Genomic DNA, 21,074 nt, shown 5'->3' with positions numbered 1-21,074 from the left:
GAGCGCGTTCGCAAGCAGAAATGGCCGGCGGTCGTCCTGACCCTCGGCCTGTGTCACCCGATGTTTTCCGTTGCGCTGGCGGAGGATCAGATCGATCCCGGCCTGCGCAGCATCAGCCCTTCGCGCCTGCAGGTAAAGCCTGCGGATCAGCGCCGCAAGGGCAATGGCCCTGAGGGCAGCGACAAAAGCAGTGCCAAAGGCAATGCCAAGGGGAATACAAATGACCGTTCCGGGCCCGGGGCGGTCATGGTCAAGGAAGACAGCCAGACCCTGGGCCTCGAACAGGCGGTCAGGCTCGCCGTTGACTGGCACCCCAGCATCAGCGAAGCGATCGGCACCCTGTATCAACAGGCCGAGGGCATCAACGTGGCCGAAGCCGGTTACTACCCGCAGATCTCCGGCGGGATAAAAGGCGGTTACACCAGCGGCTACGGCAGCGATGACGGCAGCCAGTCGGTGAGCATCTCCCTCAAACAGATGCTTTACGACTTCGGCAAGGTGTCGAACTCGGTCGAAGCGGCCCGGGCCAAGGTAGCGCGCAGCCAGGCAAGCATCCTGCTGACCATCGATCAGGTCAGCCGCGACACCGCGTTCGCCTACATCGAGGTCCAGCGCTACCAGCACCTGGTGGACATCGCCCGGGAGCAGATCCGCGGCATCGGCGACATCGTCGAACTGGCCAAACAGCGCAGCGACATGGGCGCGAGCACTCGCTCCGATGTGGTTCAGGCGCAGTCCCGCGCCGAGGGCGGCATGGCCACGCTGCAGGAGTACAAAGCGCTGTACGCGCGCTGGCAGTCGACGCTGACCAACCTTCTCGGTCGGCAGACCCCGCCCCAGGTCAGCGACACCTTCACGCCCTCGATGACCGACGCCTGCACCGCGCCCGTGAGCACAGACGCCCTCCCCGCCGTGCTGCAAGCCGTGGCACAGCGCACCCAGGCCCAGGCCGAACTGGCCCAGGCCAAAGCCGAAGCTTATCCGACACTGTCGTTGCAGCCGTCGATTAACCAGTATCTGGACGACCACTACGACGACCAGAACTCGAGGATCAATCGCACCCAGGCCGGGATATTTCTCAACCTGGAAGTGCCGATTTATCAGGGTGGCGCCATCAGCGCCCGCAGCCGCGCCGCCAACTATGCGCTGACCGCCGCCGATTCCGCCGAAGACGCCGCCCGCCTGCAGGCGCGGCAAGGGCTGGGCGAAGCGCAGGCACAGACATCCGGCCTGACGCGCCGGCTCAGCTCGCTGGAATCGCGGCAGACCAGCATCACCGAAGCCCGCGAGTTGTATGGCCGGCAGTACCTGGAACTGGGCACCCGGCCGCTGCTCGATCTGCTCAACGCCGAGCAGGAAATCCACCAGTCGCGCTTCGACCTGGCCAACACCCAGGCCGACCTGCGTCGCCTGCAAATCGATTGCCTGTACAACAGCGGTGCGCTGCGTCGCGCGTTCGGCATCGATCACAGCACCATCCAGCACGTGGAGATCCTGCCATGACCGAGACCATCGTCATCCCCGAAGCCCCTGCGGCAGGCCCCGATCGTCCGGATTATTCGCCGTGGCTGGAAGCCATCCTCACCGTCGCCCGGCATTACCGCCTCGACGTTTCACCGGAAAGCATTCGCCTGGCATCGACCAACAGCGAGGGCCGTGTCGAAGAAGTGGTTCGCTACATGGCGCGCCAGGCGGGCTTGAGCGTCAAGTTCGCCCGCTACGACCGCAAGAGCCTGTCGCGCTGGCGCACGCCGCTGCTGGTGCAACTGCGCGACGGCCAGGTCGGGGTGATCGAAAGCGTCAGCGAGCAAGGCGAACTGGGCATCGCCTACAGCGGCGATCAGGGCCTGCAAAGCCGCATCGACCCGGCCGTGCTTGCCGAGCAGGCGCTGCGCACGGTGATCCTGCGGCCCATCCAGCCCCTGAGCGACGTGCGCACCGACGACTACATCAAGCCTTACGACGAGCACTGGTTCCGGCGCATCGTCCTCAGCGACCTGCGCCCCTACCGCCAGGTGATGCTGGCGTCGCTGGTTGCCAACCTGCTGGGCATGGCCGGCGTGGTGTTCTCCATGCAGGTCTACGACCGGGTGATTCCCGCCGAGTCGCTGCCGACCCTGTACGTGTTGTTCGGCGGCGTGATGCTGGCGCTGGTGTTCGACTTCGTCATGCGCATCATGCGTCTGCGCATCACCGACGTACTGGGCAAGCGCGCCGACCTGCGGGTGTCGGACCTGGTGTTCGGCCACGCCCTGCGCCTGCGCAATTCGGCGCGGCCGAAATCCACCGGCTCGTTCATTTCGCAGCTGCGCGAGCTGGAGCAGATCCGCGACCTGATCACCTCCAGCACCGCGACGGCGCTGGCGGACATGCCGTTCTTCTTCCTGTTCTTGCTGGTGTTCTATCTGATTGGCGGGGCGCTGGTGCTGATTCCTCTGGTCGCGCTGGTGGCGATGGTGCTGCCCGGCGTCCTTGCCCAACGCAAACTGGCGCGGCTGGCCAATGCCTCGATGCGCGAAGCCGCACTGCGCAACGCCATGCTGGTGGAAGCCGTACAGGGCATGGACGACATCAAGGCGCTGCAGGCCGAGCAACGTTTCCAGCAGCAGTGGAATCACTACAACGCCGCGTCTGCCGACAGCAGCCTGAAATTGCGTTCGCTGACCAACAGCCTGGTGGCCTGGACCCAGAACGTGCAGGGCGCGGTGTTTGCCGTGGTCATCGTGTTCGGTGCGCCGATGGTGATTGGCGGCGACCTCACCACCGGCAGCCTGGTGGCCGCCTCGATGCTGGCCTCGCGGATGATGGCGCCAATGGCGCAACTGACCCACGTGCTGACCCGCTGGCAACAGGCGAAAGTCGCGCTGCAGGGGCTCAACCGGCTGATGCAGATGCCGGTCGATCACCCCGAAGGCAGCCAGCGCGTGCATGTGCCCGCCATTCGCGGGGATTACGTGTTGCGTCAGGCCGGCTTCAAATACAGCGAAGAGGCATCGCCCGCGCTGAGTGGTATCAACCTGAACATACGGCCCGGTGAGCGCGTCGCCATTCTCGGGCGCAATGGCGCGGGCAAGTCGACGCTGCTGCAGGCACTGGCGGGTTCGATGGATTTGTCCAGCGGCGAGACCACGGTGGATGGCATCTCCCTCGCTCACCTGGACCCGGCCGACCTGCGCCGGGACGTCGGCCTGATGTCGCAGCAGGCGCGGCTGTTTCACGGCACCCTGCGCGACAACCTCACCCTCGGCGCGGGCCAAGCCAGCGATCAGGAAATCATCGCCGCCCTGTCGGTGACCGGCGCGCTGGAGTTTGTCCGCCAGATGCCCAAGGGCATGGACCACCTGATTCTCGAAGGGGGTCTGGGCCTGTCCGGCGGTCAGCGCCAGAGCCTGCTGCTGTCACGCTTGCTGATTCGCCAGCCCCAGGTGCTGCTGCTGGACGAACCCACGGCGTCACTGGATGACATCACCGAACGCCAGTTGCTGGAAAAACTCTCGACCTGGTGTCAGGGCCGCACGCTGATCGTCGCCACCCACCGGGTCAGCCTGCTGCAACTGGTGGAACGGATCATCGTGCTGGACAACGGCCGCATCGTCATCGATGACCATCGCGACGCCGCCCTCACCCGACTCAGACAGCCGCAAGGAGCGCAGGCATGAACGCACTGACCACGGAGCAAACCCCACGGCTCGCCGACCAGATCACCTACCTCGACGGCAGGGACGAGCGCAGCATCACCGGAAGCGTGCGGGTGATCTGGACCTGCGCGCTGATGCTGGCGTGCTTTATCGCCTGGGCGGCCTGGTTTCAGGTGGTGGAAGTGTCCACCGGCACCGGCAAAGTGGTGCCCAGTTCCAGGGAGCAGCTGATTCAGTCCATGGAGGGCGGGATTATCAAGGAGCTGAATGTCAGCGAAGGCACGCTGGTGGAGCGCGGTCAGGTGCTGGCGCAACTGGATGCGGTAAAGAGTGAATCGAACGTCGGTGAAAGCGAGGCGAAATACCGGGCGGCGCTGGCCAGCGTCAATCGGCTGCAGGCGGAAGTCAGCGAGAAACCGCTGACCTTCGACGCGTCGCTGGACAAGTACCCGGAGCTGCGCCGCGCGGAGACGGACTTGTTCAACGCCCGGCGCAGGGGCCTGAGCGAAACTCTGACCGGCATCGAAAGCTCGCTGAAGCTGGTGCGCAGCGAACTGGACATCACCGAGAACCTGGCGAAGATCGGCGCGTCGAGCCGGGTCGAAGTGCTGCGCCTGAACCGCCAGCGCTCCGAGCTTGAGCTCAAGGCGACCGAGGCGCGTTCGGAGTACATGGTCCATGCCCGCGAAGACCTGGCCAAAGCCAATGCCGAGGCGCAGATGCTGTCGGCGGTGATCCGTGGGCGCAGCGATTCGTTGTCACGCCTGACCTTGCGCTCGCCGGTGCGCGGCATCGTCAAGGACATCAAAGTCACCACCATCGGCGGGGTCGTGCCGCCCAATGGGCAGCTGATGCAGATCGTCCCGCTGGATGAGCAACTGCTGATCGAAACCCGCATCTCGCCCCGGGACATCGCTTTCATTCACCCCGAGCAGCAGGCCAAGGTGAAAATCACGGCCTACGACTATTCGATCTACGGCAGCCTCGACGGCGAGGTGGTGACCATCTCGCCGGACACGATTCAGGATGAGGTCAAGCCGGAAATCTTCTATTACCGCGTGTTTATCCGTACGGACTCGGATGTGCTGCGCAACAAAGCGGGCAAGACCTTTGCCATCGTCCCCGGGATGATCGCCACCGTGGACATCCGCACGGGTGAAAAAACCGTGCTGGATTACCTCATCAAGCCCCTCAACCGCGCCCGTGAAGCCCTGCGCGAGCGTTGATCAGTTGACCGCGAGATGGACCGGCGCTGGCGTGGCAGGCTTGAGCTGCGCCATGTAACGGGTCCACTCGCGGTTGATTTCGTTGTACGGCATGAAGATGCTGATCCGTGGCTGGTTGACCAGGTCTGGACGCTTGATCTTGGCCAGGTCGCTGGAGGTCAGCAACGCCACGGTGATCCCCACCACCTTGCCATCTGCGGCGAATACCGGACCGCCCGACATGCCCTTGGCCACCGGGCCATCATGGGTGCCGTACATCACGTTGCCTTCTTTTGCGTCCAGGCGAACCATCGCCGGCAGCGCATGGCCTGTGCCTTTCACCGACATGTAAGCGGAGTTGTAGCCCACGGAGGTGAGCTCTTCACCCGGCTGGTATGAACGCCACATCGGAACGGAATCGGCCTTGTGCTTGAAGAATTGCACGTCGCCCTGCCCCTGAAACACCGCGCCCGAGATGTAAGGGATGTGTTTGACGGTCACCGCATAATCTTGATTCCACTGGATCGCGGTGCCCATCAACAGATAGGGCAACGGCGCACCGGAGTGGACGACGAAGGCTTGGTCAAAGACAGGATCCTGGGTAAAAGCGGTGGGCATTCCGTTGCACCCGCTGATCAGCACTGAGGCTGCAACAAGTGACTTGAAGGGGCGCATCTGGTTTTCCGTGTGTGAGGATGGATGACGGGAGCGAATATGTCATTGCGCCATCACTCTGGCAATAGAGTGTAACTACCACCCGACTAGTGGTAATGCACTCAGGTTATTGGATCCAACCTATTTGGATCATGCAACGACCTGCGTCACGCTCAATACCATTCATTTGCGGATAATTCGGGAAATCCAGGCCAGTTAATGAATTATTTACCCTCTGCACCTATCAGATGCAGATCGGTCTGCCACTACTACGACAGCACACATTCTCCACGGAGTGCATGGACTGCCGTTGGTCGGGATACTGATCGCCGCAACGTCACACCTCTACCTGCCGGGACTTTTATGAGATCACGCAAGAAAACCGTCAACCCGATCGGGTTGCAAGACATCACTATTGTCGACGATGCCAAGATGCGGAAGGCCATAACGGCCGCCGCTCTGGGCAACGCAATGGAATGGTTCGACTTCGGCGTCTACGGCTTCGTGGCGTACGCACTGGGCAAGATCTTCTTCCCCGGCGCCGACCCCAGCGTGCAGATGATCGCGGCCCTCGCGACCTTTTCCGTGCCCTTCCTGATTCGCCCCATCGGCGGCGTGTTCTTCGGCGCCATCGGCGACAAATACGGGCGACAGAAAGTCCTCGCCGCGACCATCGTCATCATGTCCCTCAGCACCTTCGCCATCGGGCTGATTCCCTCGTATGAAACGATTGGCATCTGGGCGCCGATCCTGCTGCTGCTGGCGAAGATGGCCCAGGGGTTCTCGGTCGGGGGCGAATACACCGGCGCTTCGATCTTCGTGGCTGAATACGCGCCGGACCGCAAACGCGGGTTCCTCGGCAGCTGGCTGGATTTCGGCTCGATCGCCGGTTTCGTACTCGGTGCCGGCGTCGTGGTGCTGATCTCTTCCGTAGTCGGCGAGGAGAAATTTCTCGAATGGGGCTGGCGCCTGCCGTTCTTCCTCGCCCTGCCCCTGGGCATGATCGGCCTCTACCTGCGTAACGCCCTGGAAGAAACCCCGGCATTCCAGCAGCACGTGGAAAAACTCGAACAGGGTGACCGCGAAGGCTTGGCCCACGGCCCGAAAGTGTCGTTCAAAGAGGTCGCCACCAAGCACTGGCGCAGCCTGCTGACCTGCATCGGCGTGGTCGCGGCGACCAACGTCACGTATTACATGCTGCTGACGTACATGCCGAGTTACCTCTCGCACAACCTGCATTACAGCGAGAACCGCGGCGTACTGATCATCGTCGCGATCATGGTCGGCATGCTGTTCGTGCAGCCGCTGATTGGTTTCCTCAGCGACAAGATCGGCCGTCGTCCTTTCATCATCGCCGGCAGCATCGCTCTGCTGGTGCTGTCGATTCCGGCGTTCAAACTGATCAACAGCGGCCAGCTCGGCTTGATCTTCGCCGGCCTGCTGATGATCGCGGTGATCCTCAACTTTTTCATCGGGGTGATGGCCTCGACACTCCCGGCGATGTTTCCCACCCACATCCGTTACAGCGCGCTGGCCAGTGCCTTTAACGTGTCGGTGTTGATCGCCGGCCTGACCCCGACCGTGGTCGCCTGGCTGGTTGAAACCACCCAGGACCTGTACATGCCGGCGTACTACCTGATGGTCGTCGCGGTGGTGGGCCTGATCACCGGCCTGACCATGAAGGAAACCGCCAATAAGCCTTTGCGCGGCGCAGCGCCGGCGGCATCGGACCTCAACGAAGCCCGTGAACTGCTGCAGGAGCACCACGACAATATCGAACAGAAGATCGAAGACATCGACACGCAGATTGCCGAGTTGCAAGCCAAACGCGAGAGCCTGGTTCAGCAGCACCCGCGTATAGATTGATAGCAACTTATACAAACAGATGGCCGCGACGGTATCCCTGCCGTTCGCGGCCATTTCGGCAAATTTGTCTGAACCGCTGCGTCCCTCTCCCGGTCAGGTCTTGCATGAGCATTCACCCGCTTCTGTGCAGGCACTGACAGGCGGACAGAGAACTGAAAGGCAGCCTCCTCCCCATGACCGACATCATTGATCACTTGCCCCCCGTGCTACGACCGCAAAGCGAAATGATCCTGGCCGACATACGCGCCTCTGGCTCGACCATCGATGTGGTCAAGAGCGGCGCTCAGGCCAATGGCTTCGTGCTCGGTTTGCGTTGCTGCGGGGGAATCGACGCGCAGCAGGCCGAGCAGCTTTCCGAGTTCTACGACGCCGTCGTGGAGTCGCGGTTGAAACGGCTGACACTCGGGTTGTCCTGAGCAGCTTTATGCGGCTTGCCTGAGCGCCGGGCCCGTCCCTTTTATTTTTAGCCATTGTCAGCGGATGACATGTTTACCAACGGAGCCACACCATGCGATCCAATACTTCCTTTCTTTTCGACCTCGACGGCACCCTGACCGACAGCGTTTATCAGAACGTCACGGCGTGGAAAGAAGCCCTCGATTCGGAAAACATTCCCCTGGCGATGTGGCGAATCCACCGCAAGATCGGCATGAGCGGCGGTTTGATGCTGAAGATGCTGTCCCGGGAAACCGGGATGGAAATCACCGAGGCGCAGGCCGAGCGGTTGAGTAAACGGCACGCCGAGGCGTATGAGAGAACCCAGGATCAGATCATTGCTTTGCCTGGCGCTGTTGATTTGCTGAAGACGCTGGACGATGAGGGCTTTCCCTGGTGCATCGCGACCAGTGGGGAGATGTCGACGGCGGAGATCAATTTGAAGGCGTTGGGGCTGGACCCGAAGAAGATCAATCTGATCACGCGCGATGATGTGAAGAACGGCAAGCCGGACCCGGATTTGTTTGTGACGGCTGCGAAGAAGATCGACGCGAAGATTGAGGATTGTCTGGTGATCGGCGATGCGATCTGGGACATGCTGGCGGCGCGGCGGTGCAAGGCGACGGGGATAGGTCTGTTGTCGGGCGGGTATGATGTGAGCGAGTTGGAGCGCGCGGGAGCGTTGCGGGTGTATGAGGATCCGCTGGCGCTGCTCAACCATCTCGATGAGATCGCTACGCGCGAATAGCCAAATCAAGGGCGTCTGCCTGGGGGCAGACGGTTTCGCCTTCGGCGAGTTACTTGGAAAAGCACCCCAATTAACCAAGGGTGCTTGCTCCTGGTTTGGCCCGACTTCGTCGGGTTCCTTCACTCCGGTCTCGCTCCGTGGGCCCGCGCCGAACGGGCATCCATGCCCTGACGGCGCTCTCGCCGCATCCATGCGGCTCGGCCCACTGCGCGAGACCTGCGTTCAGCCTGCACCCAAGTCGCGTTTCGCGCTGACTGAACCTTCTGTGTATGAAGATCAAAAGCAGAGCTAACGCGTTCTTGGTAGGACTGGCTTTAGCCGGGAAGACGCCAGTGCTGGCGCCATCAATTTTGATGGCGCCACGCGCAGCTTTTTAGTGGGACCGGCTTTAGCCGGGAAGAGGCCAGTTCATGCGCCACTAATCTTGGCCGTTGAAACCGGCTCCAGAATCCACGCGCTGATCGTTCCCACGCTCCGCGTGGGAATGCATCCTCCGACGCTCCGCGTCACCCCAATCGGCTAACCACCCTGCCTTCACTCACCCGCGTTATAAACCGGATAGTCGATATACCCCTCTTCCGTCCCGCCATACAACGTGGCCGGGTTGACGGGATTGAGGGGCCAGCCGTTGGCGATGCGGGCCGGCAGGTCGGGGTTGGCGATGAAGGGGCGGCCGAAGGCGATGAGGTCGGCCAGGCCGGCGTCGATCAGGCGGTTGCCGCGTTCGGCGGTGTAGCGGCCGGCGTAGATGATGCGGCCGGTGAAGGCTTCGCGGATGGCTTTGCGGAAGGTGTCCGGCAGTTCGGGGGCGTTGTCCCAGTCGGCTTCGGCGATGGAGACGTAGGCGACGCCTGCGTTTTCCAGGACCTTGATGGCTTCGACGTAGGTGTGGTGCGGGTCGCTTTCCACCAGCCCGATGTAGACGCGCTCTTCGTCGGTGCTGGCAAACAGCGGCGAGAAGCGCACGCCCAGACGGTCCGCGCCTACGGCTTCGGCGACGGCAGTGACGATCTCGCGCAGGAAGCGCAGGCGGTTTTCCAGCGAGCCGCCGTATTCGTCATCGCGGTGGTTGGCGTGCTCGGAGATGAACTGGTTGACGAGGTAACCGTTTGCCGCGTGAATTTCCACGCCATCAAAACCCGCTTCGATCGCATTCTTAGCCGCCTGGGCATACAGCGCGACCAACTCGCGGATTTCCTCGACGGTCAGCGCACGAGGCGTCGGCGGTACGACCAATTGCCCTGCGCCCGGCGCCGTTTCGATGAACGCTTTGGCGTTGGCCGCCGGAATCGCCGAAGGGGCAACCGGTGCTTCGCCGTTGGGCTGCAGCGCGTGATGGGACACCCGGCCGACGTGCCAGAGCTGGGCGAAAATCACGCCCTCTTCTGCGTGCACTGCATCGGTCACTTTGCGCCAGCCTTCGACCTGCTCGGCGCTGTAGATGCCCGGGGTCCATGCATAGCCTTGGCCGCGCGGCTCAATCTGGGTGCCTTCGGTGATCATGAAACCGGCGGACGCCCGTTGCTGGTAGTAGCTCGCCATCAAGTCCGAAGCGATATCGCCCGGCTGCAGGCTTCTCTGCCGGGTCAACGGCGGGAAGGCAATGCGGTTTTTCAGCACGTGCCGACCGAGCTTGACGTGGGTGAGCAAGGGTTGAGTGGACATGGGTGATACTCCGTTCAAGTCGTTGAAAGTGTTGGCTAGATCGCACTGCGTAGACCAGTCGTCTAGTGGATGGCCGGGAGTCTAAAGCGCACGTGCAGACCCGGCAATGTCAGATCCGCAATGATTCCGGACATCGGCCGCAGACAACGCCACTTGCAGAATCTTGCGCTTTTGAGCTCACCTACCCAGACAACCCGTTGCAGTCGGCCGTCCCGCGCTTATGATTCCGCGCATCGAACGTTGGTCGACCCTCGGCAATGCCAGTGGGCTCATTGGTCAACACCCCACATCCTGAACAGGCACTTCATGAACATCATCCGCAGCAAGGACTTCACCGGTGACCGCCCATGGGCCGCGTTGGACATCGCCAACATGAACGGCATCACCACGCGACTGCACTGGACGGATCAGCCCTACAAATGGCACGTGAATGACGGTCAGGAGGTGTTTGTGGTGCTGGACGGGCAAGTGGAAATGCGCTTCAAGCAGGACGGCGTCGAGCAAAGAACCGTGCTGCACATCGGCGATATTTTCTACGCCTCCATCGGCACGGCCCACGTTGCCCACCCGTTGGGTGAAGCGCGGATTCTGGTGATCGAAAGCGAGGGCAGCGTCTGAGCCAGGCCGCCTGATCACTGCAAAGCGGTGGTGCCTGGACGGGCCCCTTCGCGATCAATCAAGGCTTCCACGCCCCGCCTTCAACGATCACCGCCGACGGATCGGTGTCCGCCGCCAGTTGATCGCGCACGTACTGGTTGTACAGCGAGAGCAGATACTTCTGCTGACCGAGGCTGGCCAGTTCGGTGTTCACCCAGTCGCGCAGTTCAGTGTTGCCCTTCTTGACCGCCGGGGCGATCGGCGCTTCGTCACCGAGTTTCTGTGCGAGCACGCGGTAGCCGGGGTTCTGCTTGGCCCAGCTGAACAGCACCACGTTGTCCTGGGCGTAGGCATCGCCTCGGCCGTTGGCCAGCGCCTGCAGCGACTCGGAATTCTTCTCGAACTTGAGCAGCTTCCAGTCCGGGTGGTTCTTGGTCAGCCAGATATCCGCCGTGGTGCCGGTGGTGACGATGACGGTTTTGCTCGCCAGATCATCCAGCGTCTTCACCGGGCTGCTGTCGGGCACCAGGGCCTGCACGGCGACGCGCAGGTTGGGGTGGGTGAAATCGACCACTTGCGCCCGTTCCGGCGTCACGGTCATGTTGGCGAGGATCAGGTCAACCTTGTCGCTCTGCAGAAACGGAATGCGGCTGGCGGGCTCGACCACCACGAACTCGATCTTCTTCTCGTCGCCGAGCAAGTCCTTGGCAAAGCGCCGACCGAGATCGGTGTCGAAGCCGACGTAGTCGCCCTGTTCGTTAACGAACCCGAACGGCGGTTTGTCGCTGAAAACGCCGACAATCAACGTGTCGCGCGCCTTGATTTTTTCCAATGACCCGGCGGCATGGGCGGCAGCCGAGCCGACCAGCAATCCGAGGGCGAGCAGTGGCAGTACGAGGGCAGATTTAAGGGTCACGATGCTTTCCTTTTTGGCATGTTTTCTACGTACGAAAATTTCTCCAGGAACTGCTGCGCGCGTGCGGTCTGCGGGGCGCTGAAGAAGGATTCGGGGTCGCTCTGTTCGGCGATACGGCCGCCGTCCATGAACAGGATTCGATCGGCCACCGCGCGGGCAAAGGCCATTTCGTGGGTGACGATCAACAGGGTCATGCCGCTGCGGGCCAGGTCCAGGATGACTTCCAGCACCTCCTTGACCATCTCCGGATCAAGCGCCGCGGTGACTTCGTCGAACAGCATGACCCTGGGGTTCATGCACAGCGCGCGGACGATGGCGATGCGTTGCTGCTGACCACCGGAAAGCTCGCGCGGATAGGCGTCGCGTTTGTCCAGCAGGCCCACTCGGGTCAGCAGCGTCTCGGCCTGTCGCTGCGCGTCGACGCGTGTGCGCTTCTGCACGCTCAACGGCCCGAGCACAATGTTCTCCAGCACGGTCATGTGCGGGAACAGGTGATAGCTCTGAAACACCATGCCGATCTGTTGCCGCACCTGGCGCCAATCGGTGTTGGCCGGCAGGTCCTGACCGGCAAAGCGGTACTGCCCGGCATGGCCGAGTTCGAGGCCGTTGAGGCAGCGCAGCAAGGTGCTTTTGCCGCAGCCGCTGGGGCCGAGAATCACCACCACTTCGCCTTCACGAATGCTCAGGTCAACGTCTTGCAACACCGGCACCGAACCGAAGTTTTTGCTGAAGCGGGTCAGTTCTATCAATGGGCTCATGAATGATTCCAACGCCGCTCGAGCACCCGCGAAGCGGCCGAGAGCGGATAACAGACAAGAAAGAAAAACACGAACAGGAAGCCGTAGATCAGCACCGACTCATAGGTCCGTTCGATGATTTGCTGGCCGATCTTGATCACGTCGACGACGCCGATCAGCACCGCCAGGGAACTGGTTTTGATCAGCCGGGTGAAGACATTGATCAGCGGCGGCGTCATACGCCGCAACGCCTGGGGCAGCAGTACCCGGCCGTAGAGCTGCAACTGGTCGAGGCCAATCGCGAGCCCCGCTTCCCGTTGCCCTTTCGGAATCGAGCGCAGCGCCCCGCGCACCACTTCGCCGGTTTCACTGGCGCCCCACAGCGAAAGCACCAGCACCGCGCACCAGAAGCCGGGGATGCTCCAGCCGAGAAAAATCGGCAAACCGAAAAAGAACAGGTACAGCCAGACCAGCACCGGAATCGCTCGGAACAGCTCCAGGTAGACCAGCAGCACCCCGTCGATCCAGCGCACGCCGAGGTTGCGCAGCACGCCATAGATCAGCCCGCCGACGCTGCTGAAGACGATCGCCAACAGCGAAATACCCAGCGTGCGATCGATGCCCTGGGCCAGTTGCGGCGCCGAAATCCACAGCAATTCAAGACCCGAACTGGCCATGCTGGAGCCTCCTTTCAATCAGACGAAGCAGCAGCGACAGCGGCACGAACAGCAGCACGCACAGGCCGGTCATGACCGCGAGCATTTCGTAGGTTTTGTAATACAGCGCGATGTAGCTCTTGGTGGTGTAGAGAATTTCCGGTACCGCCACCGCCGAGACCACGGTGGTTTCCTTGAGCAGAAAGATGAAGTTGGCGAACAGCGCCGGCAGGCTGAGGATCCCGGCCTGGGGCAGGATGACGTGGCGCAGCAACTGCCAGCGCGACAGGCCGATGGACAGCCCCGATTCGATCTGCGATTTGGGCACCGCGTCGATGCCCGCGCGCAGGATCTCGGTCAAGTACGCGCCGCCCATGAAGGTCATGGCAATGACCGCCGAGGCAAACCCGGAGAGGCGGATGCCCAGCGTGGGCAGCGCGAAGTAGATGAAAAACAGCTGGATCAGCAACGGCGTGTTGCGCGCCAGCTCCACATAGACGCGCACCAGCGGACGCAGGATCGGCACGCCGAACGCGGTGATCGCGGCATTGATCAGCGCCACGCACAGCGAGGTACCGATGGCGATGAAGCCCACTTGCAACGTGACCCCGACGGCGCTGACGAACGCGGGCAGCGTGGACACGGCAAATTCAACATCGAACGCCATATCAACCCTGGCCCTGGTTGGTGAGGTTGTCGCCATCGACGGGTGGATCGATACCGGCCGGTCCCGGGGCTGAAAGGTTGTGAGAGATCGTTGATCGGGCGGTAGACACATTAACTCCTGCCAATGACGGGTAAAACGCGACGCCATGGGTGGGTCGACGCGGGTTCGTTTCTGGGTCATTGCAGGCTTTATGCCACGCCGGAAGGTCCCGGGATTCAGCGCGATCGAGGGTCGTTAAGGGGCGTAACTGTTTGTTTTCCATGGCAAGTGGTGGAGTGCTGTTGCTCAGGCAACAGTGTCGACGGTTATCAGAATTAGGGGGCTGAAGGCACAGGCTGCTATTGCGCGAACCTAAGGCATTGCCATGGCAGGCTTTCTTGCCGATGCCGCGTCGCCGTCCAGCCGACCCAGCAACGTGGGCACACGCCTTGCTATCTCCAGAGCACTCCGCGCTTTCGGGCTTTACGCACAACAAGCCGTGCCGCGGACCTCGCCCGTTTCGATCCGATCCAGGAGCCTCCCCATGACCCAACGCACTGAAACCCTCAAGCTCGGCCTGTTCCTGCGGGCCACCGGGCATCACATCGCCGCGTGGCGCGACAGCGGTTCCGAGGCCGACGCGGGCATTCGGCTGGACCACTTCATTGATCTGGCGCGCAAGGCCGAGGCGGCCGGGTTCGACACTCTGTTCCTCGCCGACAGCGTGTCAGTCAGGGGCATCGATGCGCCGACGTTCGACCGGGTCATCGCGCCGAGCCTGAGCTTCGAGCCTCTGACCCTGTTGTCGGCACTGGCCACTGTCACCTCGCGCATCGGTCTGATCGCCACGGCCAGCACCAGCTACAGCGAGCCGTTCAACCTGGCGCGCCAGTTCGCCTCGCTGGACCAGATCAGCGGCGGTCGCGTGGGCTGGAACCTGGTCACCAGCAGCGACCCCGACGCGGCGAAGAATTTCGGCGGCGGGCATCAGGGCGAGCAAGCGGCGCACGCCGACCGCTATAGCCGGGCGCGGGAATTTCATGAGGTGGTCGACAAGTTGTGGGACAGCTGGGAGGACGACACGCTGCTGCTGGACAAGGACAACGGCGTGTTTCTGGACCGCAACAAGGTGCACCGGGCCGACCACCGGGGCGAGCACTTCCATGTGCGCGGGCCGCTGAACGTGCTGCGCTCGCCCCAGGGCAAACCGGTGCTGGTGCAGGCGGGTGCTTCCGAGGATGGGCGTGCGCTCGCGGCCGCGACCGCTGAAGCGATCTTCGCCGCGCACCAGAATCTCGGCGACGCCCAGGCGTTCTACAGCGATATCAAATCCCGCGCGGCGGTGCTGGGGCGCAAACCCGAGCACATCAAGATTCTGCCCGGGGTGACGATCTTCACCGCGCCGACCTCCGCCGAAGCCCACGCCAAGCATCAGCGCCTGCAGAATCTGGTGCACCCGGAAGTCGGCCTGAGTTTGCTGTCCGGGCTGCTCGGCGGCGTCGACCTCTCGCACCTGCCGCTGGACGGGCCGCTGCCCCAGGACCTGCCTGCCACCAACGCCTCGAAAAGCCGCCAGCAATTGATTCTGCAATTAGCCGCCGAGGGGCTGAGCATCCGCGAGTTGTACCTGCGGCTGGCCGGCGCACGGGGTCACTGGACCCTGGTCGGCTCACCCGAAGAAGTGGTCGATCAGCTGCAAGCGTGGTTTGAAGGGTACGGTGCCGACGGCTTCAACATCCTGCCGCCGACCTACCCCGAAGGACTGGACGATTTCATTGCGCTGATCCTGCCGGAGCTCAAACGCCGCGGCCTGGTGCCCGCCGATGGGCCGACCGGCAAGACCCTGCGCGAACGGCTGGGCCTGCCCTACCCGGCCCACCCGGCAACGCTTGCGCGCGGCATTCTGCTAGCGGTTTGACGCATGACGCCTTCCCGGCTAAAGCCAGTCCTACAAGATGATCGCAGTCCCACCATGGGCTCACGGTCATTCAGTGGGACCGGCTTCAGCCGGGAAGAGGCCCGCGTGTACACCATCAATTTTGCGTTGCAACATCTGATGCGTTCCCGGCTAAAGCCAGTCCTACAAGGTAATCGCAGTGCCACCATGGGCTCGCGGTCATTTAGTGGGACCGGCTTCAGCCGGGAAGAGGCCCGCGTGTACACCATCATTTTTGCGGAGTGGGAGCCGACGTCTTCCCGGCTAAAGCCAGTCCTACAAGGTAATCGCGGTCCCACTATGTGCGCGCGGTCCCATTGGGCGGGTGCTGTGGGGACCCTGACAGACATCAGGGTGCCCGTTCCTGCCAAAGCCCCTTCGCCGCCGTTTCAAGCCGGACACGCTGCGTATACTCAAGCGCGACGAAGCACAGGACTTCGAACCGCCGGGGGCTACGATGCTGGACGAACATCAATCTCCTCTTTATGACCGCTTCCCGCCGCCAGCGGAACAACACTGGCCGGAGGCGATTCGGCACCCTTCTCTGCAGCCCCTTGCGCACCCGGCCGCGCGCATCACTCCCGTCTGCCATCAGGACGCCGCCGCGCAAAGCGATTACGCCCAGAGCCTTCACACCCGCAAGATGGCCGAGTTCAGCGCCTCCATCGCCCATGAAATCTGCCAGCCTCTGCTGGGCATCGCCGCCAATGCCGCTGCCAGCCTGCGCTGGCTGCAGCGCGACGTGCCAGAGATCGAAGAAGCCATTGCCGGTCTGAAGGACATCCGCGCCGGGTGCGAACGCGCTGCCAACATCGTCAAGGCCCTGGGCGCGCTGGCCCGTCAGGCGCCTTTGCAGCTGCAGATCCTGAAGATTGACGACGTCATTCGCGAAGCCATACGCCTCACCCAGCCTGCGCTTACCGCCCAGCGGGCGCGGCTCGAAACCGGTTTGTTCGTCGACCAATCCATCGTCGCCGACGCGGTGCAGTTGCAGCAATTGCTGGTCAACCTCATCACCAATGCCGTGGAAGCCATGGCCGGTAACCGCGACACCGCTGTCCTGCGCATCAATTCGTTCACCCTCGATGACGGCGTGGAGGTGTGCGTCGAAGACAACGGTCCGGGCATCCCGGCAGACCGTCGCGAACAGATCTTCGGCGCGTTCTATACCACCAAGAGCAGCGGCCTCGGCGTCGGGCTGGCGATCTGTCGCGCGGTGGTGGACGCCCATCACGGGCGTATCTGGGCCCAAGCCTCGGCCAGCGGTGGCGCACGCATCCGCGTTCAGCTGCCGACGTGCTGTTACTGAAAGCCTGCCAGCCAGCTAGCCATCCCCCAACGACGCCTCATAGAGCCCGTGCCGATCAGCCGCGGCAGGCACGCCCCACACCCACGATTGTGTCCAAACGCCAATCATTCACATTCGTTCGCGCAATCCCCTAGAATGCCGCCTGGATTCAGGCTCGTGCCCCCTGCGCTGGCAGTGGCGGTAACAGAAAGGCGATCAAGGCATGCGCGACATTCCAAAGCAGAAAACAGTGGCGGTGGTGCTGTTCAACGACGTGCTCATGCTCGACGTGACCGGCCCCATGGACGTTTTTTCGATTTCCAATCGACTGCTGGCGCCGGAAAAGCAGTACCAGCTGATCACCGTGGCCCAACCCCCGCTGCTCATCCGCAGCTCCTGTGGGCTCAAGGTTCAGGCAGACCTGGCGCTGGACGATCTCCCAGCCGACATCGACCTGCTGCTGGTCCCCGGCGGACCGGGCGCGTACGGCGTCAGCCATCCGCAACTCAACGCCTGGTTGCCTACCGCCGCCCAGAGCGCCCGGCGTTTCGGGGCGATCTGCACCGGCGCGTTTCTGCTGGGTGACGCCGGTCTGCTCGACGGTTACCGCTGCACCACTCACTGGAACTACGTCGAGCGGTTGGCCCGGCGCTTTCCCGCCTCCCGGGTCGAAACCGAGCAGATCTACGTCGTCGACCGCAACCTGATCACCTCCGGCGGCATTACAGCGGGGATCGACATGGCGCTGGCCATCGTCGCCGAAGACCACGGCAAAGACATCGCGCTGGAGGTCGCCAAAGTGCTGCTGGTGGTGATGAAGCGTCAGGGCGGACAAACGCCCTACGGCCCGTTGCTGGCGGCGGTGCCCCGGGATGACAGCGCGATCGCCCGGGTGCAGGCCTACGTCGTGGACCACATTGATGAGCCCTACACCGTGCAGCGCATGGCCGACCTGGCGGCGATGAGCCCGCGCAATTTCGCTCGGGCGTTCCAGCGCGAAGTCAGCCTGACGCCCATGCAATTTCTGCTCAACGCGCGCATCGACCATTCACGCAAACTGCTGGAAGGCAGCGACCTGCCCCTCAAGGTCGTGGCCAGTCGTTGCGGCTTTGGCAGCGCGCGGCACATGCGCAAAGCATTCAGCGAGCGCATTGGCGTGACGCCCGGACAATACCGTCAGCAGTTCGGCGGCGACTGAACGAGTGCGCGCGTCAGTCATCTGATCTTCAAGGGCGGCCATTGCGCCGCACACTCGCAAACAAGCTCGCAGACACGCACACTGCGCTGCTTGTCTGAAACACACACCGTTCAATCGCTGGAAGGACTTGCCCATGACCACCCACACCGAAACCGCGCTGCTTGCCGGAGGCTGCTTCTGGGGCATGCAGGACTTGCTGCGCCGCTACCCCGGCGTCGTCTCGACCCGCGTCGGCTACTCCGGTGGCGACGTCGACAACGCCACCTATCGCAACCACGGTACCCACGCCGAAGCCATCGAAATCGTCTTCGACCCCGAGCAGATTTCCTACCGCAAAATCCTGGAATTCTTCTTCCAGATTCATGACCCGTCGACCCCGAACCGCCAGGGCAATGACCGGGGCGTGAGCTATCGCTCGGCGATTTTCTACCTCAACGACCAGCAGAAAGCCGTGGCCCTGGACACCGTGGCCGATGTCGATGCCTCGGGCCTGTGGCCGGGCAAAGTCGTCACCGAAATTGCCCCGGCCGGACCGTTCTGGGAAGCCGAGCCCGAGCATCAGGATTACCTGGAGCGCATCCCCAACGGCTACACCTGCCATTTCATTCGCCCAAACTGGACACTGCCGGTGCGGGACAAGGCCACTACCGCCTGATTGGGTTTACTTTGACGGGGGGCCGCGTGCCAGAGCGGTCCCTCGCACATCACGGTCATCGCCGAAGTAGAGTCTCCAACTGGCATCCGTGCATAAACTAATAACCAAACGATATTTAGCCAATTCTTTTTAGAACATTATGATTCGTGGCTTGCGCCCTTTCGCGCCTCACTCGCCACGAGTTCGCCATGCCCATTCTTCGTACCATCGCTGGCACTTTCATTCGAAACGCATTGCTGACCGGCCTGGTCGCTGCGATGGCGAGCGGTTTCGCGCTGTCGGCGAGTGCTCGAGAAACGGTGCGCATCGGCTACCAGAAATCCTCCACCCTGATCACCCTGCTCAAGACCCAAGGCACCCTTGAGGAGGCACTGGGGAAAGACAACATTGACATCACCTGGCACGAGTTCCCCAGCGGTCTGCCCCTGCTTGAAGCCCTGAACGTCGGCAATGTCGACATCAGCGCGGACGTCGCCGATACCGTGCCGATCTTCGCCCAGGCCGCGAAGGCCAAGCTCACCTATTTTGCTGAAGAGTCGCCCTCGCCCGCCGCCCAGGCCATCGTTGTGCGCAATGATTCGCCGATCCGCCAGTTGTCGGATTTGAGAGGCAAGAAGATCGCCGTGACCAAGGCGGCTGGCACCCATTACCTGTTGATCGCCGCGCTGAGCAAGGCCGGCCTTTCGTTCTCCGATATCCAGCCGGCGTACCTGTCCCCGGCAGACGGCCGGGCAGCGTTCGAGAATGGCAAGGTCGACGCCTGGGTGACGTGGGAACCCTTCCTCACCGGCGTGCAGCGCCAGTTGCAGACGCGCACGCTGACTGACGGCGTCGGCCTGGCCAGTTACAAGCGCTATTACCTGACCAGCACGCCCTACGCCAAGGCGCATCCCGAGGTGCTGAAGCGGGTTTACGAACAGCTGCAAGAGGCCGGCGGCTGGATCAAAGGCCACCCCCGGGAAGCCGCGCAAGTGCTCGGCCCGCTGTGGGGCAATCTGGACGTGGAAACCGTCGAGGCCGCCAACGCCCATCGCAGCTATCAGGTCGAGCCGGTGAAGGCCGACCAACTGGGCGAACAACAGAAGATCGCTGATGCCTTTTTCAAGGCCGGGCTATTGCCCACTGCTGTGGATGCCAAGGACGTGGACATCTGGACGCCATGAATGGAGCACCTGGCGTTGCCAACCGCTGCACCTGACCCTTCATTCCCACTCTTGAGCGCACTTGATGAAAGGCTTAAAACCGCTGTCGCTGTCTGCCGTACTCGGCTCCGCCCTGCTGCTGAATGCCGTGTTTTCGTTCTCCGCCGTCGCCGGCCTGCTGGAAAAGGGCCGCAGTCAGGGCCTGACCGCCGGCATCGCCAATGAGCAACCCTATGCGTACGTGGGCACTGACGGGAAAATCGTCGGCGCCAACGTCGAAATCCTCCGGGCCATTCTGGAGCCCCTGGGCATCAACAAAGTTGAACTGCCGATCACCGAGTTCGGCTCGCTGGTGCCGGGTCTTGCGGCAGGTCGTTTCGATCTGATCGGTGCCGGCCTGTTCATCAATCCGGCGCGCTGCAAAGTGATTGGCTATTCCAACCCGGTCACCCGTTCCGGCGGTGCGTTTCTGGTCAAGGCCGGCAACCCGCTGGAGCTGCACAGCCTCAAGGACGTCGCGGCCAACGGCAAGGCGCGGCTGGCGACCCAGCCCGGCAGCAACCAGGTGCAGGAAGCCAAGGACAGCGGCATCAGCAATGGCAACGTTGTGCTCTTCGACAAGGACACCGAAGCCCTCGCCGCGCTGCAGGCCGACCGCGTCGACGTGGTGTACTTCCCGGATGCCGAGATCATCGGCCTGCTGAAAAAAGCCGAGGGCACGCCGGTTGAACGGGCGCTGCCGTTCGAGCAGATCCCGGACGCCGACGGCAAACCGACCTGGAATTACCACGCCTACGGCCTGCCGAAAAACGACCCGGCGTTTACCCAGGCGTTCAATGAGCAACTGGCGAAACTGCGCGCGTCCGGCGATCTGCTGAAGATCCTGCAGAAATACGGCTACACCGAAAACGAACTGCCACCCGCAGACGTGACGGCCGAGCAACGCTGCAACCGCTGATGCCGACCTGATGCCGATGCCGATGCCGATGCCGATGCCATTGTAGGACCGGCTTCAGCCGGGAAGGCGTCGGTGAGCACACCGCAAAATTGATGGCGCCTGCACGGGCCTCTTCCCGGCTGAAGCCGGTCCTA

At 62.6% G+C, this 21,074-nt stretch carries 19 protein-coding genes; 13 read left to right on the top strand and 6 right to left on the bottom strand.

The genetic code is table 11. From position 1 onward, the window contains the following. Positions 1 to 60: 60 nt before the first annotated feature. The 3 genes from AC07VF_RS04965 to AC07VF_RS04955 are packed head-to-tail and all read left to right on the top strand — an operon-like array spanning position 61 to position 4,864. Entirely contained in the window at positions 61 to 1,503 is a 1,443-nt protein-coding gene (locus AC07VF_RS04965) for a TolC family outer membrane protein (protein WP_495009802.1), read from the top strand. Beyond that, complete coding sequence (locus AC07VF_RS04960; protein WP_423574505.1) at positions 1,500 to 3,659, top strand: type I secretion system permease/ATPase; 2,160 nt, start codon at positions 1,500 to 1,502, stop codon at positions 3,657 to 3,659. Before AC07VF_RS04965 ends, AC07VF_RS04960 begins: the two co-directional genes overlap by 4 nt. Next, positions 3,656 to 4,864 carry a beta-barrel domain-containing protein gene (locus AC07VF_RS04955; RefSeq protein WP_495009768.1) on the top strand — a complete coding sequence of 403 codons (1,209 nt, stop codon included), beginning with the start codon at positions 3,656 to 3,658 and terminating at the stop codon, positions 4,862 to 4,864. The genes AC07VF_RS04960 and AC07VF_RS04955 overlap by 4 nt, the downstream gene beginning before the upstream one ends. On the opposite strand, the gene AC07VF_RS04950 is transcribed toward AC07VF_RS04955, so the two are convergent. Further along, positions 4,865 to 5,461, bottom strand: a complete 597-nt coding sequence (locus AC07VF_RS04950; RefSeq protein WP_495009767.1) for a trypsin-like peptidase domain-containing protein — start codon at positions 5,459 to 5,461, stop codon at positions 4,865 to 4,867. 399 nt (positions 5,462 to 5,860) lie between these two features. Between AC07VF_RS04950 and proP the strand changes: the two genes are divergently transcribed. The 3 genes from proP to AC07VF_RS04935 all read left to right on the top strand — a co-directional run bounded on the left by proP (position 5,861) and on the right by AC07VF_RS04935 (position 8,546). Then, complete coding sequence (gene proP, locus AC07VF_RS04945; RefSeq protein WP_192172238.1) at positions 5,861 to 7,363, top strand: glycine betaine/L-proline transporter ProP; 1,503 nt, start codon at positions 5,861 to 5,863, stop codon at positions 7,361 to 7,363. Positions 7,364 to 7,536: 173 nt separating this feature from the next. Then, entirely contained in the window at positions 7,537 to 7,779 is a 243-nt protein-coding gene (locus AC07VF_RS04940; protein ID WP_192172239.1) for a hypothetical protein, read from the top strand. A 92-nt stretch (positions 7,780 to 7,871) separates the two neighbouring features. Next, on the top strand, positions 7,872 to 8,546 hold the full coding sequence (locus tag AC07VF_RS04935) for an HAD family hydrolase (protein ID WP_282372360.1): 675 nt from the start codon (positions 7,872 to 7,874) through the stop codon (positions 8,544 to 8,546). 534 nt (positions 8,547 to 9,080) lie between these two features. Here the strand turns inward: AC07VF_RS04935 and AC07VF_RS04930 are convergent. Next, a complete protein-coding gene (locus tag AC07VF_RS04930; RefSeq protein WP_495008260.1) occupies positions 9,081 to 10,211 on the bottom strand; it encodes an alkene reductase in 1,131 nt (376 codons plus the stop codon). Positions 10,212 to 10,517: 306 nt separating this feature from the next. Here AC07VF_RS04930 and AC07VF_RS04925 point away from each other — a divergent pair, with 306 nt between their 5' ends. Continuing rightward, a complete protein-coding gene (locus tag AC07VF_RS04925; RefSeq protein WP_282372364.1) occupies positions 10,518 to 10,829 on the top strand; it encodes a cupin domain-containing protein in 312 nt (103 codons plus the stop codon). 58 nt (positions 10,830 to 10,887) lie between these two features. Here AC07VF_RS04925 and AC07VF_RS04920 read toward each other — a convergent pair whose 3' ends face one another. Genes AC07VF_RS04920 through AC07VF_RS04905 form a run of 4 tightly spaced genes read right to left on the bottom strand, consistent with a single transcriptional unit; the run spans position 10,888 to position 13,784 of the window. After that, a complete protein-coding gene (locus AC07VF_RS04920) occupies positions 10,888 to 11,727 on the bottom strand; it encodes a transporter substrate-binding domain-containing protein (protein ID WP_495008281.1) in 840 nt (279 codons plus the stop codon). Beyond that, positions 11,721 to 12,482, bottom strand: a complete 762-nt coding sequence (locus AC07VF_RS04915; protein WP_346628227.1) for an amino acid ABC transporter ATP-binding protein — start codon at positions 12,480 to 12,482, stop codon at positions 11,721 to 11,723. The genes AC07VF_RS04920 and AC07VF_RS04915 overlap by 7 nt, the downstream gene beginning before the upstream one ends. After that, complete coding sequence (locus tag AC07VF_RS04910) at positions 12,479 to 13,138, bottom strand: amino acid ABC transporter permease (RefSeq protein ID WP_495008259.1); 660 nt, start codon at positions 13,136 to 13,138, stop codon at positions 12,479 to 12,481. Before AC07VF_RS04910 ends, AC07VF_RS04915 begins: the two co-directional genes overlap by 4 nt. Then, positions 13,119 to 13,784 (bottom strand): amino acid ABC transporter permease, encoded by a 666-nt coding sequence (locus AC07VF_RS04905; protein WP_282372367.1) that lies wholly within the window; start codon positions 13,782 to 13,784, stop codon positions 13,119 to 13,121. The genes AC07VF_RS04910 and AC07VF_RS04905 overlap by 20 nt, the downstream gene beginning before the upstream one ends. Positions 13,785 to 14,307: 523 nt before the next feature. On the opposite strand from AC07VF_RS04905, the gene AC07VF_RS04900 reads away from it, so the two are divergent. The 6 genes from AC07VF_RS04900 to ehuB all read left to right on the top strand — a co-directional run bounded on the left by AC07VF_RS04900 (position 14,308) and on the right by ehuB (position 20,940). Next, a complete protein-coding gene (locus tag AC07VF_RS04900; RefSeq protein ID WP_495008258.1) occupies positions 14,308 to 15,681 on the top strand; it encodes an LLM class flavin-dependent oxidoreductase in 1,374 nt (457 codons plus the stop codon). A 475-nt stretch (positions 15,682 to 16,156) separates the two neighbouring features. Then, positions 16,157 to 17,008, top strand: a complete 852-nt coding sequence (locus AC07VF_RS04895; RefSeq protein WP_495008257.1) for a sensor histidine kinase — start codon at positions 16,157 to 16,159, stop codon at positions 17,006 to 17,008. Positions 17,009 to 17,210: 202 nt separating this feature from the next. Continuing rightward, entirely contained in the window at positions 17,211 to 18,185 is a 975-nt protein-coding gene (locus tag AC07VF_RS04890; protein WP_495008256.1) for a GlxA family transcriptional regulator, read from the top strand. A gap of 133 nt (positions 18,186 to 18,318) precedes the next feature. Then, entirely contained in the window at positions 18,319 to 18,840 is a 522-nt protein-coding gene (msrA, locus tag AC07VF_RS04885) for a peptide-methionine (S)-S-oxide reductase MsrA (protein ID WP_346628222.1), read from the top strand. 257 nt (positions 18,841 to 19,097) lie between these two features. Further along, positions 19,098 to 20,003 carry an aliphatic sulfonate ABC transporter substrate-binding protein gene (locus AC07VF_RS04880; protein WP_495008280.1) on the top strand — a complete coding sequence of 302 codons (906 nt, stop codon included), beginning with the start codon at positions 19,098 to 19,100 and terminating at the stop codon, positions 20,001 to 20,003. Between the two features lie 64 nt (positions 20,004 to 20,067). Continuing rightward, on the top strand, positions 20,068 to 20,940 hold the full coding sequence (gene ehuB, locus AC07VF_RS04875) for an ectoine/hydroxyectoine ABC transporter substrate-binding protein EhuB (RefSeq protein ID WP_495008255.1): 873 nt from the start codon (positions 20,068 to 20,070) through the stop codon (positions 20,938 to 20,940). The last annotated feature ends 134 nt before the right edge of the window (positions 20,941 to 21,074 follow it).

The organism is Pseudomonas sp. GW821-FHT02H06 (assembly GCF_059421525.1).
Note: the sequence above shows the minus strand (reverse complement) of the source record. Positions and strands in the feature narration are given on the sequence as shown.

What these genes read in the sequence shown, in the direction of transcription:
- AC07VF_RS04965 (WP_495009802.1), top strand. Translation starts at nt 61, where the DNA reads ATGTTTTCCGTTGCGCTGGCGGAGGATCAGATCGATCCCGGCCTGCGC.
- AC07VF_RS04960 (WP_423574505.1), top strand. Translation starts at nt 1,500, where the DNA reads ATGACCGAGACCATCGTCATCCCCGAAGCCCCTGCGGCAGGCCCCGAT.
- AC07VF_RS04955 (WP_495009768.1), top strand. Translation starts at nt 3,656, where the DNA reads ATGAACGCACTGACCACGGAGCAAACCCCACGGCTCGCCGACCAGATC.
- AC07VF_RS04950 (WP_495009767.1), bottom strand. Translation starts at nt 5,461, where the DNA reads ATGCCCACCGCTTTTACCCAGGATCCTGTCTTTGACCAAGCCTTCGTC.
- proP (WP_192172238.1), top strand. Translation starts at nt 5,861, where the DNA reads ATGAGATCACGCAAGAAAACCGTCAACCCGATCGGGTTGCAAGACATC.
- AC07VF_RS04940 (WP_192172239.1), top strand. Translation starts at nt 7,537, where the DNA reads ATGACCGACATCATTGATCACTTGCCCCCCGTGCTACGACCGCAAAGC.
- AC07VF_RS04935 (WP_282372360.1), top strand. Translation starts at nt 7,872, where the DNA reads ATGCGATCCAATACTTCCTTTCTTTTCGACCTCGACGGCACCCTGACC.
- AC07VF_RS04930 (WP_495008260.1), bottom strand. Translation starts at nt 10,211, where the DNA reads ATGTCCACTCAACCCTTGCTCACCCACGTCAAGCTCGGTCGGCACGTG.
- AC07VF_RS04925 (WP_282372364.1), top strand. Translation starts at nt 10,518, where the DNA reads ATGAACATCATCCGCAGCAAGGACTTCACCGGTGACCGCCCATGGGCC.
- AC07VF_RS04915 (WP_346628227.1), bottom strand. Translation starts at nt 12,482, where the DNA reads ATGAGCCCATTGATAGAACTGACCCGCTTCAGCAAAAACTTCGGTTCG.
- AC07VF_RS04910 (WP_495008259.1), bottom strand. Translation starts at nt 13,138, where the DNA reads ATGGCCAGTTCGGGTCTTGAATTGCTGTGGATTTCGGCGCCGCAACTG.
- AC07VF_RS04905 (WP_282372367.1), bottom strand. Translation starts at nt 13,784, where the DNA reads ATGGCGTTCGATGTTGAATTTGCCGTGTCCACGCTGCCCGCGTTCGTC.
- AC07VF_RS04900 (WP_495008258.1), top strand. Translation starts at nt 14,308, where the DNA reads ATGACCCAACGCACTGAAACCCTCAAGCTCGGCCTGTTCCTGCGGGCC.
- AC07VF_RS04895 (WP_495008257.1), top strand. Translation starts at nt 16,157, where the DNA reads ATGCTGGACGAACATCAATCTCCTCTTTATGACCGCTTCCCGCCGCCA.
- AC07VF_RS04890 (WP_495008256.1), top strand. Translation starts at nt 17,211, where the DNA reads ATGCGCGACATTCCAAAGCAGAAAACAGTGGCGGTGGTGCTGTTCAAC.
- msrA (WP_346628222.1), top strand. Translation starts at nt 18,319, where the DNA reads ATGACCACCCACACCGAAACCGCGCTGCTTGCCGGAGGCTGCTTCTGG.
- AC07VF_RS04880 (WP_495008280.1), top strand. Translation starts at nt 19,098, where the DNA reads ATGGCGAGCGGTTTCGCGCTGTCGGCGAGTGCTCGAGAAACGGTGCGC.
- ehuB (WP_495008255.1), top strand. Translation starts at nt 20,068, where the DNA reads ATGAAAGGCTTAAAACCGCTGTCGCTGTCTGCCGTACTCGGCTCCGCC.